Annotated in this window: 13 protein-coding genes; 8 read left to right on the forward strand and 5 right to left on the reverse strand. The window is 61.2% G+C overall.

Annotated features, from left to right (window positions below; translation table 11 throughout):
* Window positions 1-45 precede the first annotated feature (45 nt).
* Window positions 46-963, reverse strand: coding sequence for a transcriptional regulator MetR (metR, locus tag AACV02_RS07145; protein ID WP_057012200.1), 918 nt, complete (start codon window positions 961-963; stop codon window positions 46-48).
* Window positions 964-1,145: 182 nt separating this feature from the next.
* On the opposite strand from metR, the gene AACV02_RS07150 reads away from it, so the two are divergent.
* Together AACV02_RS07150 and AACV02_RS07155 are read left to right on the forward strand one after the other, a co-directional pair.
* Entirely contained in the window at window positions 1,146-2,165 is a 1,020-nt protein-coding gene (locus tag AACV02_RS07150) for an alpha/beta fold hydrolase (RefSeq protein WP_106579422.1), read from the forward strand.
* Between the two features lie 55 nt (window positions 2,166-2,220).
* On the forward strand, window positions 2,221-2,874 hold the full coding sequence (locus AACV02_RS07155) for a DsbA family oxidoreductase (RefSeq protein ID WP_119738590.1): 654 nt from the start codon (window positions 2,221-2,223) through the stop codon (window positions 2,872-2,874).
* Between the two features lie 245 nt (window positions 2,875-3,119).
* On the opposite strand, the gene AACV02_RS07160 is transcribed toward AACV02_RS07155, so the two are convergent.
* Entirely contained in the window at window positions 3,120-3,890 is a 771-nt protein-coding gene (locus tag AACV02_RS07160; RefSeq protein ID WP_119738592.1) for a MipA/OmpV family protein, read from the reverse strand.
* A 241-nt stretch (window positions 3,891-4,131) separates the two neighbouring features.
* Between AACV02_RS07160 and AACV02_RS07165 the strand changes: the two genes are divergently transcribed.
* The 6 genes from AACV02_RS07165 (at window position 4,132) to AACV02_RS07190 (ending at window position 11,508) form a co-directional block, all read left to right on the forward strand.
* The gene (locus AACV02_RS07165; protein ID WP_119738594.1) at window positions 4,132-4,830 is read left to right on the forward strand and encodes an MtnX-like HAD-IB family phosphatase; all 699 of its coding nucleotides are present in this window, start codon (window positions 4,132-4,134) and stop codon (window positions 4,828-4,830) included.
* Window positions 4,823-6,217, forward strand: a complete 1,395-nt coding sequence (locus AACV02_RS07170; protein ID WP_106579418.1) for an aspartate aminotransferase family protein — start codon at window positions 4,823-4,825, stop codon at window positions 6,215-6,217. The genes AACV02_RS07165 and AACV02_RS07170 overlap by 8 nt, the downstream gene beginning before the upstream one ends.
* Window positions 6,214-7,134 carry an alpha/beta hydrolase gene (locus AACV02_RS07175; protein ID WP_106579417.1) on the forward strand — a complete coding sequence of 307 codons (921 nt, stop codon included), beginning with the start codon at window positions 6,214-6,216 and terminating at the stop codon, window positions 7,132-7,134. Before AACV02_RS07170 ends, AACV02_RS07175 begins: the two co-directional genes overlap by 4 nt.
* A gap of 84 nt (window positions 7,135-7,218) precedes the next feature.
* A complete protein-coding gene (locus tag AACV02_RS07180) occupies window positions 7,219-8,343 on the forward strand; it encodes a GNAT family N-acetyltransferase (RefSeq protein ID WP_119738596.1) in 1,125 nt (374 codons plus the stop codon).
* Window positions 8,343-10,121 (forward strand): sensor histidine kinase, encoded by a 1,779-nt coding sequence (locus AACV02_RS07185; RefSeq protein WP_106579415.1) that lies wholly within the window; start codon window positions 8,343-8,345, stop codon window positions 10,119-10,121. Before AACV02_RS07180 ends, AACV02_RS07185 begins: the two co-directional genes overlap by 1 nt.
* Entirely contained in the window at window positions 10,111-11,508 is a 1,398-nt protein-coding gene (locus AACV02_RS07190) for a sigma-54-dependent transcriptional regulator (protein ID WP_106579414.1), read from the forward strand. The genes AACV02_RS07185 and AACV02_RS07190 overlap by 11 nt, the downstream gene beginning before the upstream one ends.
* Before the next feature lie 166 nt (window positions 11,509-11,674).
* Here AACV02_RS07190 and AACV02_RS07195 read toward each other — a convergent pair whose 3' ends face one another.
* Genes AACV02_RS07195 through AACV02_RS07205 form a run of 3 tightly spaced genes read right to left on the reverse strand, consistent with a single transcriptional unit; the run spans window position 11,675 to window position 15,260 of the window.
* On the reverse strand, window positions 11,675-12,013 hold the full coding sequence (locus tag AACV02_RS07195) for a GlpM family protein (protein ID WP_106579413.1): 339 nt from the start codon (window positions 12,011-12,013) through the stop codon (window positions 11,675-11,677).
* Window positions 12,013-13,362: a sigma-54-dependent transcriptional regulator gene (locus AACV02_RS07200; RefSeq protein ID WP_119738598.1), complete on the reverse strand. Its 1,350-nt coding sequence runs from the start codon at window positions 13,360-13,362 to the stop codon at window positions 12,013-12,015. Before AACV02_RS07200 ends, AACV02_RS07195 begins: the two co-directional genes overlap by 1 nt.
* Window positions 13,359-15,260 carry a sensor histidine kinase gene (locus AACV02_RS07205; protein ID WP_119738600.1) on the reverse strand — a complete coding sequence of 634 codons (1,902 nt, stop codon included), beginning with the start codon at window positions 15,258-15,260 and terminating at the stop codon, window positions 13,359-13,361. The genes AACV02_RS07200 and AACV02_RS07205 overlap by 4 nt, the downstream gene beginning before the upstream one ends.
* Window positions 15,261-15,359: the final 99 nt, after the last annotated feature.

Raw genomic sequence — 15,359 nt, forward strand, 5'->3', positions numbered from 1 at the left:
CTGCATTGCAGGCAAGCCAGCTCCCACATTTTTAATCTGTGTCGTTCAGCGAACGGCGCTGACGCCATCGAGCGTGGAAAACGACGTGTCCTTGGCCGTCAGCAAAAAGTCGCGCATGTACGGCGCGTCCAGCATGTCTGCACGAATCCCCGCATACAACGTCGCGAACAGCCCTTTCTCGCCCAACCGCTTGGCCTTCACGTAACCGCGCGAGCTGTACTCATGCAGCGCCCAATGCGGCATGCCGCACACACCACGGCCGCTGGCCACCAGCTGCATCATCATGACGGTGAGTTCCGAGGTGCGCACCTGGGCCGGTTCCACGTCGGCCGGCTCTAAAAAGCGCGTGAAAATGTCCAGCCGATCGCGTTCCACCGGGTAGGTGATCAGGGTCTCGGTGAGCAAATCTTCGGGCACGATGTACGATTTGTTCGCCAGTGCGTGCTGGTTGGCCACGGCCAGCATGGCTTCGTAAGTGAACAGCGGCACGTAGGTGATGCCCGGCAATTCCAGCGGGTCGGAAGTCACCACCAGGTCCAGGTCGCCCCGCGCCAGCGCGGGCAGTGGCGCGAAGGCGAAACCGGAGGCCAGGTCCAGCTCGACTTCCGGCCAGGCATCGCGGAACTGGTCGATGGTCGGCATCAGCCACTGGAAGCAACTGTGGCACTCAATGGCCATGTGCAAACGCCCGGCGGTGCCGCCGGCGAGACGCGCAATATCGCGCTCGGCGCCGCGCAGCAAGGGCAGGGTGGCGTCGGCCAGTTGCAGCAAACGCAGGCCGGCGCTGGTAAAGCGCAGTGGCTTGGTCTTGCGCACGAACAGCTGCATGCCCAAGCGCTCTTCCAGCTCCTTGAACTGATGGGACAGCGCCGACTGCGTCAGGTGCAGGCGCTCGGCGGCTTCGACCAGGCTGTCGGCTTCGCGCAAGGCGTGCAGGGTCTTGAGGTGACGGATTTCGAGCACGTGCTCTCCATGAAGACGATTTGTGAAAAACGGCAATGGCGTGAGTTTGTCTCATGTTGCAAGGCGTGTCGATCATGACCGCTGGGCGCCGTTCATCAAACTGTCACGCAACTGTGGCAGCGCGCTTGAACAAACTTCATCAGACTCGCGCTCTACTGGGGTTCTGTGTTTCGGTGTTTTTCATGCGCGTGTTGTGTTTACTGGCCGCTCTATTGTTCGGCCTGCCGTCTTTTGCGGCTTCTCGATGTGACGTCAATGTCCCGACGCAAACGGTCGACCTGGCTCAGGTGAGCATTGCCTACCAGAGCATCGGCCGTGCGTCCGACCCTGCATTGCTGCTGGTCATGGGCCTGGGCGGGCAGTTGATCCACTGGCCGGACGAAGTTGTCGTGGCGCTGTGCGAGCAAGGGTTTCGGGTGATTCGCTACGACAACCGTGACGTCGGCCTGTCCACGTGGCGCCAGGCACCGGCCAGTGCCAACCTGACCTTCGAAGTGCTGCGCTACAAACTCGGCCTGCCGGTGGCGGCGCCTTACACGCTGACCGACATGGCCGACGACGCCCTGGGCTTGATGGACGCATTGCAGATCCGCCAATTCCACGTGCTGGGTGCGAGCATGGGCGGCATGATCGCCCAGCACCTGGCGGCCATGGCGCCGCAACGGGTCGAGAGCCTGACGTTGATCATGACCAGCTCCGGCGCCGAAGGCTTGCCGGCGCCGAGTGCGGCGTTGGTGCAGTTGCTGTCGCGGCGCAGCGCGCCCAACCGTGAAGTGGCGCTGGAGCAACAGGCCGACTTGCTGGCGGCGTTGGGCAGCCCGAATGTGAAGGACGATCGCCAGGTATTGCTGCATCAGGCCGCGCTGTCCTACGACCGCGCCTTCAACCCGGACGGGGTCAAGCGCCAGATCATGGCGATCCTCGCCGAGCCCAGTCGTGTGCCGCTGCTCAATCAATTGCGTGTGCCAACGCTGGTGGTGCATGGCACTGCCGACCCGTTGCTGCCGGTGATGCACGGTGTGCATTTGGCCGCGCATATCCAGGGCAGCCAGTTGAAGTTGATTCCCGGCCTGGCGCATCGTTTTCAGGAGGCGTTCAAGGCGCCGTTGCTGGCGGCGGTGTTGCCGTACCTGCAAGCCCATCGCGAAGATGCCGCGCACTGGGCGCAGATTGATTTGGGGCAGCCTTCGAAGGTGTTGTGAAGTTGGTGTATCGTGCAACTTTTACGGCGCATCAATGCCAGCGAGGTTGCCTACCATGAGTACTCCCCTGAAAATCGATTTCGTCAGCGACGTGTCGTGCCCCTGGTGCATTATCGGCCTGCGTGGGCTGACTGAGGCGTTGGACCAGCTGGGCGCTGAGGTGCAGGCCGAGATTCATTTCCAGCCGTTTGAGCTGAACCCGAATATGCCGGCTATCGGGCAGAACATCGTTGAGCACATCACTGAAAAATACGGCTCCACGGCAGAAGAATCGCAGGCTAACCGTGCGCGTATTCGTGACTTGGGTGCGGCGTTGGGCTTTGCGTTTCGCACTGACGGGCAGAGTCGTATCTACAACACGTTTGATGCGCATCGCTTGCTGCATTGGGCTGGGTTGGAAGGGTTGCAGTACAACCTGAAGGAAGCGCTGTTCAAGGCTTATTTCAGTGATGGGCAAGACCCGTCCGACCCTGCGACCTTGGCGATTATTGCTGAAAGTGTTGGGTTGGATGTCACGCGTGCTGCGCAGATTCTGGCCTCTGATGAATACGCCGCAGAGGTGTGCGAGCAAGAGCAGCTGTGGATTTCCCGAGGGGTGACTTCGGTGCCAACTATCGTGTTCAACGATCAGTATGCGGTCAGTGGGGGGCAGCCGGCTGAGGCTTTTGTTGGGGCGATTCGTCAGATCATCAGTGAGGCCAAGGGCTGATAGGTCTTCGGGGCCTTGTGTACCTATCCTGAGTGATTGCAGCAAAGCAGATCTGCTTTTCTGTGTGAGCTGGCTTGCCTGCGATGCAGGCACCTCGGTACATCAGGCGCACCCAGTTGACGCTATCGCAGGCAAGCCAGCTCCCACATTTGACCAAGTACACCTGATGCACTGAGCTTCAAGTGTGGGAGCGGGCTCGCTCGCGAAGGCGGCGGGCCGGCCGCCAGCCAACCAGAACCAACCCATCACTCAAACTTGTAACTGATCGCCGTCTGCACCTGCCCCTGATTCACATCACCCGTCTGCTTGACGATCGTGCTGTTGGCCGCCGACCCCACCAGGTGCGTCCAACTGGCGCTGGTCAATAACGACCAATGCGTATCCAGCGGAAATTCAAAACTCTGGGTCAGCGTCAGGTTCTGGAAACCCGCGCTGGCGTTATAGGCCCGAATGCCCGAAGCCGCCGACTCCTTGTCATCCACACCAAAAAAAGTCTGCGTCTGGCGCGCATCGGCAAAGTGCGCCATCAGGCCGGTGCTACCGATGATGCCGCCGCCCAACGGGTAACCCAACTCACCGCCGAGCTTGCCCAACACGCCACTCTGATCACGCCCGCCGCCCACGGCCTGGCCAACCTGCGCGTACACGCGCCAGAACTCGGCCGGAGCGTATTGGATGAAACCGCCGACTTCCGCCATGTCCGACACATCGCGCAAACCGCGCAGTGAGCCATTGGCCGTGCGGCCCGACAGGTAATTGATGTAAGGGCCGGCAGTAATGCCGTTGGTGTTCAGCGCGCTCCAGGTCAGGCCGTCGTCGGTGCCCAGGCTGACACTGCCCCAGTCCAGATCGAAGTAGGGAATCGGCCGGGTTTCGTAGCGGCTGCCGGTAGGGTCGTGGGGTTGATAGCTGACACCCGCGCCCACTTCGCCGGTAACGCCGTCGGCCCATACCGTGCTGGAAAAGCCCCACAGCCCCAGCAAACCGGCGAATACAGCAGAAGTAACCTTGAACATGGAGCCATTTCCTTATCTGAACATGCGCGCATTCACGCGCGAAGGGCGTCCCTGACGCAAGCACTCATCTTGTTTGTAGCAAGCTACAAAAATTGTAGCTCCTGCGACACAAAACACCCGGGCTATCGGCCAAAACCCCAGCCCTGCGGGCTTTTAGCCAGTTGGCACAATCCCTGCTCTACCCCTCCTGCAAGCGCAAAGAGCGCGATTTTCTTCAAGCCCTCCAACTCAAGGAAAGGCAATGATCCACTGGCATATCGTGTGTGACTTCGACGGGACCATCACCCCAACCGACGTCATCGACAACGTCCTCCAACGCTTCGCCGGCCCCGAGTGGGAAACCATCGAACAGGAATGGCTGGATGGGCATATCGGTTCCCGCGAATGCCTGAGCCGTCAACTGGCGCTGATCAAAGCAACCCCGGCTGAACTGCTGGCGTACTTCGACAGCGTCGAGATCGACCCGGACTTCCCGGACTTCGTCGATCATGTCATGGGCCTGGGCGCGACCATCGAAGTGGTCAGCGACGGCATCGAACAAGGCATCGCGCGCATCCTGTCGCGCAACTACGTGACCTTGCTGCCGATCCTCGCCAACCGCCTGCGCCAGGTCGACCAGAACAGCTGGCGCATCGACTTCCCGTATTCCAGCGATGCCTGCCGTGCCGCTTCCGGCAACTGCAAGTGCAAATCCACCCCGCGCAACAAGCGCGTGCTGGTGATCGGCGACGGCAAGTCCGACATGTGCGTGGCCTCCACCGCCGACTTCGTCTTCGCCAAGGGCAGCCTGGCCGACTATTGCCAGGCCAACAATATTCCTCACGCGCGCTTCGACACCTTCGCCGAAGTGAGCGCATTGCTGGCCAAGCTGCCTCAGGGCATCGCGGCCAACGCTACCACCTTTACTGCTGACAACCAGGAACTCTTCCACCATGTCTGATATCCGTATCGCCACTGCCGAAGACCAGATCCTTCTGGATAAAGAAGCCAAGTACTGCTCCTACGGCGACACTGTTCACTACATCGAGCCGCCGCGTATTTTCAGCCGTTGCGAAGGCTCCTACGTGTGGGACACCGAAGACCAGGCCTACCTCGACCTGCAAATGTGGTACTCGGCCGTCAACTTCGGCTACGCCAACCCGCGCCTGAACAACGCGCTGAAACAGCAGATCGACACCCTGCCGCAAATCGCCAGCCAGTACCTGCATAAAGGCAAGATCGAGCTGTCGGAAATGATCGCAGTCGATGCCAAGAAGAAGTTCGGCCTCGACGGTCGCGTGCATTTCAACGTCGGCGGTTCGCAGTCCATCGAAGACTCCCTGAAGGTGGTGCGTAACGCCACCAACGGCAAAAGCCTGATGTTCGCCTTCGAAGGCGGCTACCACGGCCGTACCCTCGGCGCGTCGTCGATCACCTCCAGCTACCGCTACCGTCGCCGCTACGGCCACTTCGGCGAGCGCGCGCAGTTCATCCCGTTCCCGTACCACTTCCGTGGCCCCAAAGGCATGACCAAGGAAGAATACGGCAGCCACTGCGTGCAGCAATTCGCCCGTCTGTTCGAGACCGAATACAACGGCGTGTGGGACCCGAAAGTCGGCCAGAGCGAATACGCAGCGTTTTACGTCGAGCCGATCCAGGGCACCGGCGGCTACGTGATCCCGCCGATGAACTTCTACCGCGAACTCAAGCATGTACTGGACCAGCACGGCATCCTCATGGTGTCCGACGAAATCCAGATGGGCTTCTACCGTACCGGCAAGCTGTGGTCGATCGAGCACTTCGACGTGCAGCCGGACGTGATCGTCTTCGGCAAGGCACTGACCAACGGCCTGAACCCGCTGGGCGGCATCTGGGCGCGTGAAGAGTTGATCAACCCGAAGATCTTCCCACCAGGTTCGACGCACTCCACCTTCGCCTCCAACCCACTGGGGACGGCGGTTGGCCTGGAAATGTTCAAGATGACCAGCGAAGTCGACTACGGCGCGATGGTCATGGCCAAGGGCAAATACTTCCTGGAAGGCCTGCAGGACCTGCAGAAACGTTTCCCGATCATCGGCGACGTCGATGGCCTGGGCCTGGCCCTGCGCTGCGAAATCTGTGGCCCGGATGGCTTCACGCCAGACAAGGCGACCCTGGACTACATGGTTGAAGAAGGCATGAAGGGCGACATGGTCGTCGATGGCCAGAAACTCGGCTTGATCCTCGACGTGGGCGGCTACTACAAAAACGTGATCACCCTGGCGCCGTCGCTGGAAATCAGCTACCCGGAAATCGACCTGGGCTTGAAGTTGCTCGAGCAACTGCTGGTGCGAGCGACTAAACGGTGAGCACTTCCGGGATCGACCTCGGTGAAGGTGATGCCGGCTTCGTTCTCGGTGAAGGTCCGGTCGGGATCCTGTTGATCCACGGCCTGACCGGCACCCCGACGGAATTGCGTCAAGTCGCCAAAGGCTTGGCCAAGGCGGGTAACTGCACGGTGTACGTGCCCACCCTGGCTGGGCATTGCGGCGACAACAGCGACCTGCAAGCCACCGGCTGGCTGGACTGGTACGAAGGCGTGCGCAATACCTTCGTGCAGGTCAAGCAACGCCACGAGCAGGTATTTGTCGGTGGCTTGTCCATGGGGGCGGTGATGTCGATGTACGTAGCCGCCGAACACCCTGGGCAAGTCGCCGGGCTGTTGATGTATTCCACGACCTTGAAATATGACGGCTGGAGTATTCACAAGCTGGCGTTTCTCACGCCACTGCTGATGAAAATTCCGTTCGGCGTACACATCTGTCGCTTCGAAGAGAAGCCGCCTTACGGCATCAAGAACGAGCGCCTGCGGGCCATCGTCGAACGTCAGATGAAGGAAGGGGAGAGCAGCGAAGCCGGTTTGCTGACCATGGAAGGCATTACGGTGCGCGAGTTGCACCGCATGAACGCCGTGGTCAAGAAACGCATGCCCGAGGTCAAGGTACCGGCGCTGGTTTTGCACTCCATCGAGGACGACATCACCAGCCGCTGGAACGCCGATTACGTGGAGCGCCATTTGGGCGGCCCCGTGACCAAGATCCTGTTGGACAACTGCTACCACATGATCACCGTCGACCTGCAATACCGACGCGTGATCGAGTTGAGCGCCGAGTTTGTCGAGCAACATGCCTGCGTCAGTCGCACGCGCGCTGCCAGTGGCGAGCGGGCTTGCCCCGCGGTGGGTGGCGCCGCCGCCCCATCACTGACACTGCATGCTTCCAGTTAGAACCGAGGTGCCTGGGTTTGGGGCTGCTCCGCCCACCGCGGAGCAAGCCCGCTCGCCACAAGAAATAGAAAAAAAGGGAAACCCGTGATCACCGCTCAAGCCTTCTCGACTATCCGGGCCATCCAGCGCAGTGCCTGGAACGACTGTTTTCCCGGTGCCCTGGAGGATTGGGATTTTTACGTCGCCGTGGAAAACGCGGCCATTGATGACTTCAAATGGCGTTACCTGGCCGTTTACGAAGATGAAACGCTGGTGGCAGTGGCCGCTGCGTTCATCACCCATTATCGCCTCGACACCACGGTGTCGGGTGCCGGCAAGCGTTTTACCGAACGCCTGGAGCGACTGTGGCCGGGTGTTTTGCGGTTGCCGCTGTATGCCATTGGCTCGCCGATAGCCGAGCGTTGCGACGCCGGTATTGCAAGCGCCATACCCCAGGCGCGGCGCCCAGTGTTGCTCAAGCAGTTGCTGCAAGCCGCGCGACAGGATGCCAATGCCTTCGGGATTGGCCTAGTGGCGGTCAAAGATGTACCGACCGACGACCCGCACTGGGCAACCAGTTGCCGCAGCGCAGGTTTCCAGAGCATGCCGAGCTTGCCCAGCGGTCTGCTGACGGTGCCCTACGGTTCGGTAGACGCCTACCTTGGCTCGTTGTGCAAATCGACGCGCAAGGACCTGCGCCGTAAACTGCGTGCGCCGGGCCCGCGCGTGGAGTGGCGGCGCAATATTGATGATGTGTTGCCGCAGGTCATGCGCTTGTACGAGGCCACGCTCGCGCGCTCGCAGCTGCAGTTCGAACGTTTGCCGGCGCGTTACTTCACCGGCATCCTCGAACGGCTTGAAGGGCGTGCGGTCTGTGTTCTTTATTGGGTGGACGAGCACCTGGTGGCGTTCAATCTGATCCTGCTGGACCAGCACCGCCTGATCGACAAGTTCTTTGGGCACGACATGGCATTCAGCCGCGAATACAACCTGTACTTTCGCAGTTGGCTGACCAACGTCGACTACTGTATTCAGCACAAAATCCCTGTGTACGAGTGCGGTCAGGAAGGGTATGCCAGTAAGCTGCGCCTGGGGTGCGAGTTCCAAGGCAACAGCATGTTCTTCCGTCACCGTAACCGGCTGGTCAACAGCCTGCTCAAGCTCGTGAAAATGTACCTGAGACCGGACCGTTCCGACCCTGCCATGGCTGCTGCGATAAGCGAAACCTGATGATCACCAAAACCCGCCAGAAAGCCCGCCCCTTTGCCATTTCGCGCTGGAGCGTCCAGCGCAAGCTGGTGCTGGCGTTCTGGCTGGTCAGCGTTATTCCCACCATGATCGCCGCCGAGCTGGCGGCGACCACGCTGTCGCAGATTTTCGACAGTAACGTGCGTATCTGGCTGCAAGAGTCGACCAAGATCGTCAAGGACGAAATCGGCGACATCCTTCATGACAACGCGCGCATGGCCAAGCTGTTCCTGCGCTACACCAGCCCGCCTTCGACCAAGCAGGCCGCCAAGCACGACCGGCTGACCGCCGACATTGCCGACGCCACGGACATCGACGTGGTCGCGCTGATTCGCGTGAGTGATCACAAGGTCGTGTTCAGCACGGCCTCCGACGATGTGGTCAAGCAGATCGACCTGACCAGCAACGCGGTGCTGCAAACCGTGCAGGTGGCGGGCGTGAGTACGGGCCTTGTGGTCTCGACCTTCGAAACCACCCAGGAAGGCGTCGACTACCTGCTGTTGGTGGCGACGTACCTGGACAGCAGTTTCCTCACCAGCGTGGCCGATGTGCATTCCCTCGACCTGCGCCTGTACCTGGCCAATCCGTCGGGCTTTAACGAAATCTTCTCGACCCAGCGTTTCGAAAATCACCCCTCGCGCATTCCCAAGGACGTCGAAACGGCCATGCGCGCCACCAAGCAGCCGAGCGAGCAGTTCACCAACAATTACAGCGGTCTGTATTGGCCAATCTTCAATGATGCCGGCGACCTGCAAGGGGTGATCTTCAGCGGTCTGCTACGCCATACCAGCCTGGTCGGGCTGGTGAATCAGAGCAACCTGTTCGTGCTGATTTTCCTGCTCAGCTCGGCGTTGTCCCTGGGCGCCGGGGTGCTGGTGTCGCGGCGCCTGACCAAACCGTTGCGCGATTTGTCCCAAGGCGTGGACGCGGTGATCTCGGGTCATTACGAACACCGCGTATTGGTCACTGGCGGCGATGAGCTGGCGCAGTTGAGCAGCACCTTCAACCACATGACCGAGCGCCTGGGCGAACTGCATCACCTTGAAGCTCAGTTGCGCCGTCGCGATCGGCTGCACGCCCTGGGCGAAGTCGCCATGGGTTTGGCTCACGAGATTCGCAACCCGCTGGGCATCATCAAGACCGCGACCCAATTGTTGCACCGTCGCGCCGACCTGGCGGAAACCGACAAGCGCCACCTGGAATACGTGATCAGCGAGGTCAGCCGCATCAACGACCTGATCACCGAATTCCTCGATTTCGCCAAACCCAACCCGCCGCTGCGTGTGCAGCAGCCGGCGCGTGCGCTGGTGGAAGAGATCCTCGGTTTCTGCAGCCCGGAACTGTCCACGCATAACATTGACGCGCAGATTGACGACCAGGCACCCGGTGCGACGATCTATGCCGATGCCAAACAACTCAAGCAGGCGTGCCTCAACCTGATTCTCAACGCCATCGACGCGATGCCTGAAGGCGGGCGTCTGACCCTGGGCATCCGCAGTGTCGACGGCAACACGGTGATCAGCATCGCCGACACCGGCCAGGGCATCCCGGCGGATATGATCGAGCGGATCTTCACACCGTTCGTCACCACCAAGGCCTCGGGCACGGGCCTGGGCCTGGCAAAAGTCTATTCGATCATGGAAAGTCACGACGGCAGCATTGAATGTGCCAGTGAGAAAGATGCCGGCGCCACCTTCAGCCTGTACATTCCGGCCCAGGGTGATGACGACGGCGACGATGAGGATGGTCATGACGCATAACGTATTGGTAGTCGACGACGAGCCCAAGCTCTGCGACTTGCTGTCGTCGGCCCTGAGCCAGAACGGCATTCAGGTATTTACCGCAAGCAACGGCCTGCACGCGCTCAAGGTGCTGGAACAGGAAGACATCGACCTGGTGATCAGTGACTGGCGCATGCCCGGCATGGACGGCCCGGCGCTGCTGGCCGAGATCAAGGTGCGTTTCCCGGATTTGCCGGTGATCGTGATGACCGCCTACAGCACGGTGAAAAACGCCGTGCAGTCGATGCGCAACGGCGCCTATGACTACATTGCCAAGCCGTTCGACATCGACGAACTGGACATCACCGTAGCCAAGGCCTTGCAGTTTCGCGACATCATGCGCGACAACGCGCGGCTGCGCGCCGAACTCGATCACCATGCGCAGTTCGACAGCCTGGTGGGTGACAGCCCGGCGTTTCGCCAGGTGCTGCATGCAATCGATTCGGTGCGTGACAGCAACGCCACTATCCTGCTGACTGGCGAAAGCGGCACCGGCAAGGAAATGGTCGCGCGCGCGATCCACAAGCACGGCAGCCGTGCCGACAAGCCATTTGTAGCGGTCAACTGCGCGGCGATTCCGGAAGGCTTGCTGGAAAGCGAAATGTTTGGCCATCGCAAGGGCGCCTTCACCGGCGCCGTGGCGGATCGGGTCGGGCGCTTTATGCAGGCTGACAAGGGCACGCTGTTTCTGGATGAGGTGGGCGACATGCCTCTGGCGTTGCAGGCCAAGATTCTGCGCGCGTTGCAGGAGCGGGTGATCGAGCCGGTGGGCGACCCGCGCGAGCGCAAGGTGGATGTGCGGGTGATCGCCGCCACCAACAAAAACCTGCTGGACGCGGTGGCCAATAAAGAGTTTCGCGAAGACCTGTATTACCGCCTGAATGTGTTCCCGATCCCGCTGCCGGCCCTGCGCGAACGCGCCGAGGACATCGTGCCCCTGGCCCGGCACTTCGCCCAGACCCTGAGCGCCACCGCCGGCAAACGCATTACCGGGTTCAGCCCGGAGGCCTTGCAGGCCATGGCCGCATACAGCTGGCCGGGGAATATCCGCGAACTGCAAAACTGCGTGGAGCGCGCAACCATCGTCGCCGCCAAACCGGTGATCGAAGACATCGACCTGCCGGCCTACCTGTTTGCTTCAAAACCGGCAGAGGACGGCGTCACGGCGTTGCTTGGGGACAACCCTGGCGTGCCTGCGGACCTGGACGCGGCGCTGGCGGACGTCGAGAAAACCTACATCCTGGCGGCGTTGCACGAGAGCAACGGCGTGCAGGCTGCCGCGGCGGCGAAAATCGGGATTTCAGAAAGGAGCTTCTGGTATCGGCTGAAAAAGCTGGGGATTCAGGTCGACAAGATCGTCCGCTGAGATTCGGGTGATTCGCACCTCTGAATGTGGGAGCGGGCTTGCTCGCGAAAGCGGTGATTCAGTCAGCGGATATATCGACTGACGCGCCGCCTTCGCGAGCAAACCCGCTCCCACATTTTTAATTGAGGTGTGTCAGGTCACCCTTGCCCATTTTTGACCGCGGTTGTCAGCTATGCAGGCGCACCCACACGCTCACCAACACCGTCGCTGCCATCAACCATGCCACTGCCGCCACGGCGAGTGACGCTTCCAGGCGCAGGCGGTCGACCATCACATACAGCGTCGCCAAATACACAAAATACGGAATGATCGACCACATCCCAAACACGATGGTGGTCTTCAGGTCCTCCACCGAGCGGCCCTTGCCGACGATGTAGTGCGCAATCAACGCAAAGGTCGGGAACAGCGGCACCAGCCCCGCGATGTAATAGTTTTTGGTCTTGGCCAACGCCGCCAGGACCAACACTACCGCCGCGCCAATGGCGGCCTTCAAGAATAGATCCATCAGTGGCTCAATCCGTATTTCTTGACCTTGTCGAACAGGGTGGTCTTGGCCATTCCCAGTTCCAGGCTGGCCTGGGTCAGGTTGCCGCCGCTGCGCTGCAGGGCATCGTTGAGCAGGTTGCGCTCGAAGGCTTCCACCGCTTCGGTGAAGGCCAGGCCGTGGTTACTGTTGCCGTTGCCGCTTTTCTTGAAGGCGGGCAAGCCCAGGGCAAAGCGCTCGGCGACGTTGCGCAGTTCGCGCACGTTGCCTGGCCAGTCGTGGCTCATCAGTGTCGACACGGTCTGGTTGTCCAGCTCAGGCGCGGTGCGATCAAAGCGCAGGGAGGATTGCTGCAGGAAGTGCTCGAACAACTGCAGGATGTCTTCGCGACGTTCGCGCAACGGCGGCAGTTCCAGGGTTACTACGTTGAGGCGGTAGTAAAGGTCGCTGCGAAATTGGCTGGCGCGGCTCAGCTCATCGAGGTCGGATTTGGTGGCGGCGATCACCCGGCAATCCACGGCCACGCTCTGGTTCGAGCCCAGCCGCTCAAGGGTGCGTTCCTGCAACACCCGCAGCAGTTTTATCTGCAGGTTGATCGGCATGCTTTCCACTTCGTCGAGAAACAGCGTGCCTTCGTGGGCGTGCTCGATCTTGCCGATACGACGCTTGCCGGCGCCGGTAAAGGCGTTGGCTTCGTGGCCGAAAATCTCGCTTTCGAACAGGTTTTCCGGCAAGCCGCCGCAGTTCAGGGCAACGAACTGATGGGAATGGCGCCGGCTGAAATCATGCAGGCAGCGCGCGACCAGTTCCTTGCCGGTGCCGGTCTCGCCTTCGATCAACACGTTGGCCGACGTGTCGGCGACGTTGGCGATCAGTTCGCGCAGGTTCTGCATCGCCGGCGAGCGGCCGATGATGCGGCCCTCCAGCGAATCACGTTCGGCCAGCTGGCGGCGCAGCGACCACACTTCTCGCGCCAGCCCGCGTTGCTCCAGGGCGCGGCGCGCGACGTCAACCAAGCGTTCGGGGGAGAAGGGCTTTTCCATGAAGTCGTAGGCGCCATTGCGCATGGCCCCGACGGCCATCGAAATATCGCCGTGCCCGGTGATCAGCACCACCGGCAGGCTTTTATCCAGCGCTTTGAGGCGGGTCAGCAGCTCCAGGCCGTCGATGCCCGGCAGGCGAATGTCGCTGATGACGATGCCGGCAAAGTTCTCGCCAATGCGCTTGAGGGCTTCTTCAGCACTGCCCACGCCCACGCTGGGAATGTCTTCCAGCGCCAGGGCCTGTTGGCAGCCGAGCAGCACATGGGGATCGTCCTCGACGATCAGAACGGTGAGGTCGTCTTTTGCGGCTGTGGTGTCTGTATTCATGTCGACTCAGCTTTTTGAGTGCCCACCAGCGGCAGGCACAAGACAAAGGCAGTACCACCGCTGGCCGGGTGTTCCACGGCAAGGTTGCCGCCGGTGGCCGCCGCGAGGCTGGCGGAAAGGGTCAGGCCCAGGCCCAGGCCTTGTTCGCCGGGTTTGGTGGTGAAGAACGGTTCGAATAAATGCTTGCGCGTTTCGGGGTCGATACCATGCCCGTTGTCGCGCACGTGCAGGCGGTACTTGCCCTCAAAATCGTGGCCATCCAACCACAGTTCGGGCGCAGGTTGCGCCTGCATCGCGTCCAGGGCATTGCCGATCAGGTTGACCAGGATCTGCTCCAGGCGCGTCTGGTCGATTTGCAATTGAGCGTTGGCGAAGTCGCGGTGCACGGTCAACGGCAGGCCGTCGAGACGAGCGCCGAGCACCTGGAACGCGGCGTCCACGGCTTTACCGAGGTTGGCTTCGCCCTGGTCATCGCCGCGCCGGGCAAAGGAGCGCAGGCTAGCGGTGATGCGGCCCATGCGGTCGATCAGTTCGTTGATGGTCTTGAGGTTGGCGCTGGCAGTGTCGAGGGCGCCACGTTCGAGGAAACGTACCGTGTTGCCTGACAGCGTGCGCAGCGCCGCCAGCGGCTGGTTCAACTCGTGGGCGATGCTGGTGGACATCTGGCCGATGGCAGCGAGTTTTCCCGCTTGCACCAGTTCGTCCTGGGCGCGGCGCAAGGTTTCTTCGGCCTGGCGCCGTTCGCGAATCTGGCCCTTGAGCCGTTCGTTGCTGGCACGCAGGTCGGCGGTGCGTTCGGCAATCCGACGCTCCAGCTGGCTGTTGGCTTCCTGCAAGGCTTCCCGCGCGGCGAGGCGGGTGGCGATCACCTTGCGGCGCTCGTTCCAGGCGATCAGCAAAAACGCCACCAGGCCGAATGCGACAGCGACCAGAATGCCCTGGTTGATCGCCGCGCGGCGCAGGTCATTGAGTGGGGTCAGCAGGGTGAAATTCCACGGCGTGTCGTTGAGCGGGCGGGTTTGGGCGAGGTAGCTGACCTCGTGCTCGTCGTTGACCACTTCGCTGTTGGCCGGGAAGGTCAGCTTTTCGGTGCCCTCATTGAGTCGCTCACGGGCCAGCGGCTCCAGTTCGTTTAGCGTCGCCCAGTAATATTGCAGGCTGTGGGCCAGGCGTTCTTTGGTGTCGTCGCTCAGCGGGCGCACCGCCTTGAGCCGGCGGGCCGGGTCGCTGGAGAGGATGATGATGCCGTTCTCGTCGCTCACGAACGCTTCGAGGCGCGCACGCTGCCAGCGCTCTTCGAGGGCTTCGAGGCGCACTTTGACCACGGCGACTCCGATGATCTTGCCGTGCTCTTCCAAGCCGTGGGCCAGGTAGTAGCCGGGCTCGCCGTTGGTGCTGCCGATGCCATAGAAGCGGCCCGGCTGGCCGCGCACGGCATTCTGGAAATAGGCGCGAAAGGACAGGTCTTCACCCTGGTAGCTGTCGGCATCGCGCCAGTTACTGGTGGCCAGCACACGGCCGGTGGTGTCCATCACGTAGATGGCCCGACTGCGACTGCGTCGGTTCAGGCCTTCGAGGTAATCATTGACTGTCTGCCGGGTTTCCTGGTTCGGGTCGGCCAGCAGCGTGGAGACGCTGGATTCGAGCTCCAGCAGACTGGGCAGGTAGGTGTATTTGCTCAGTTCACTTTCGACGGTGCGTGCGTGCAGCTCCAACTGGCGTTCGCCGTTGTCGCTGAGGGTGCGAATGCCATAGTACTCACTGACCCAGAAGCCGATATAACCCAAGCCGATCATCAGGGCGATGATCAACGGCGGCAGGAACAGTTGGCGAATCAGACGAGGTTTCACGGCAAGTGATGGCGGTGCGGCGCGAAATTGGTTGGGGTCGCATTTCATCACAGTTGCCTTGGGTCAACCAGAGCTTGTCGGCCTGCTCAGTCCAGTGTGGGAGCGGGCTTGCTCGCGAATGCGGTGGGTCAATGAAAAATGTACCGA

This window comes from Pseudomonas sp. Larv2_ips (genome assembly GCF_963879675.1).
GTDB lineage: Bacteria > Pseudomonadota > Gammaproteobacteria > Pseudomonadales > Pseudomonadaceae > Aquipseudomonas.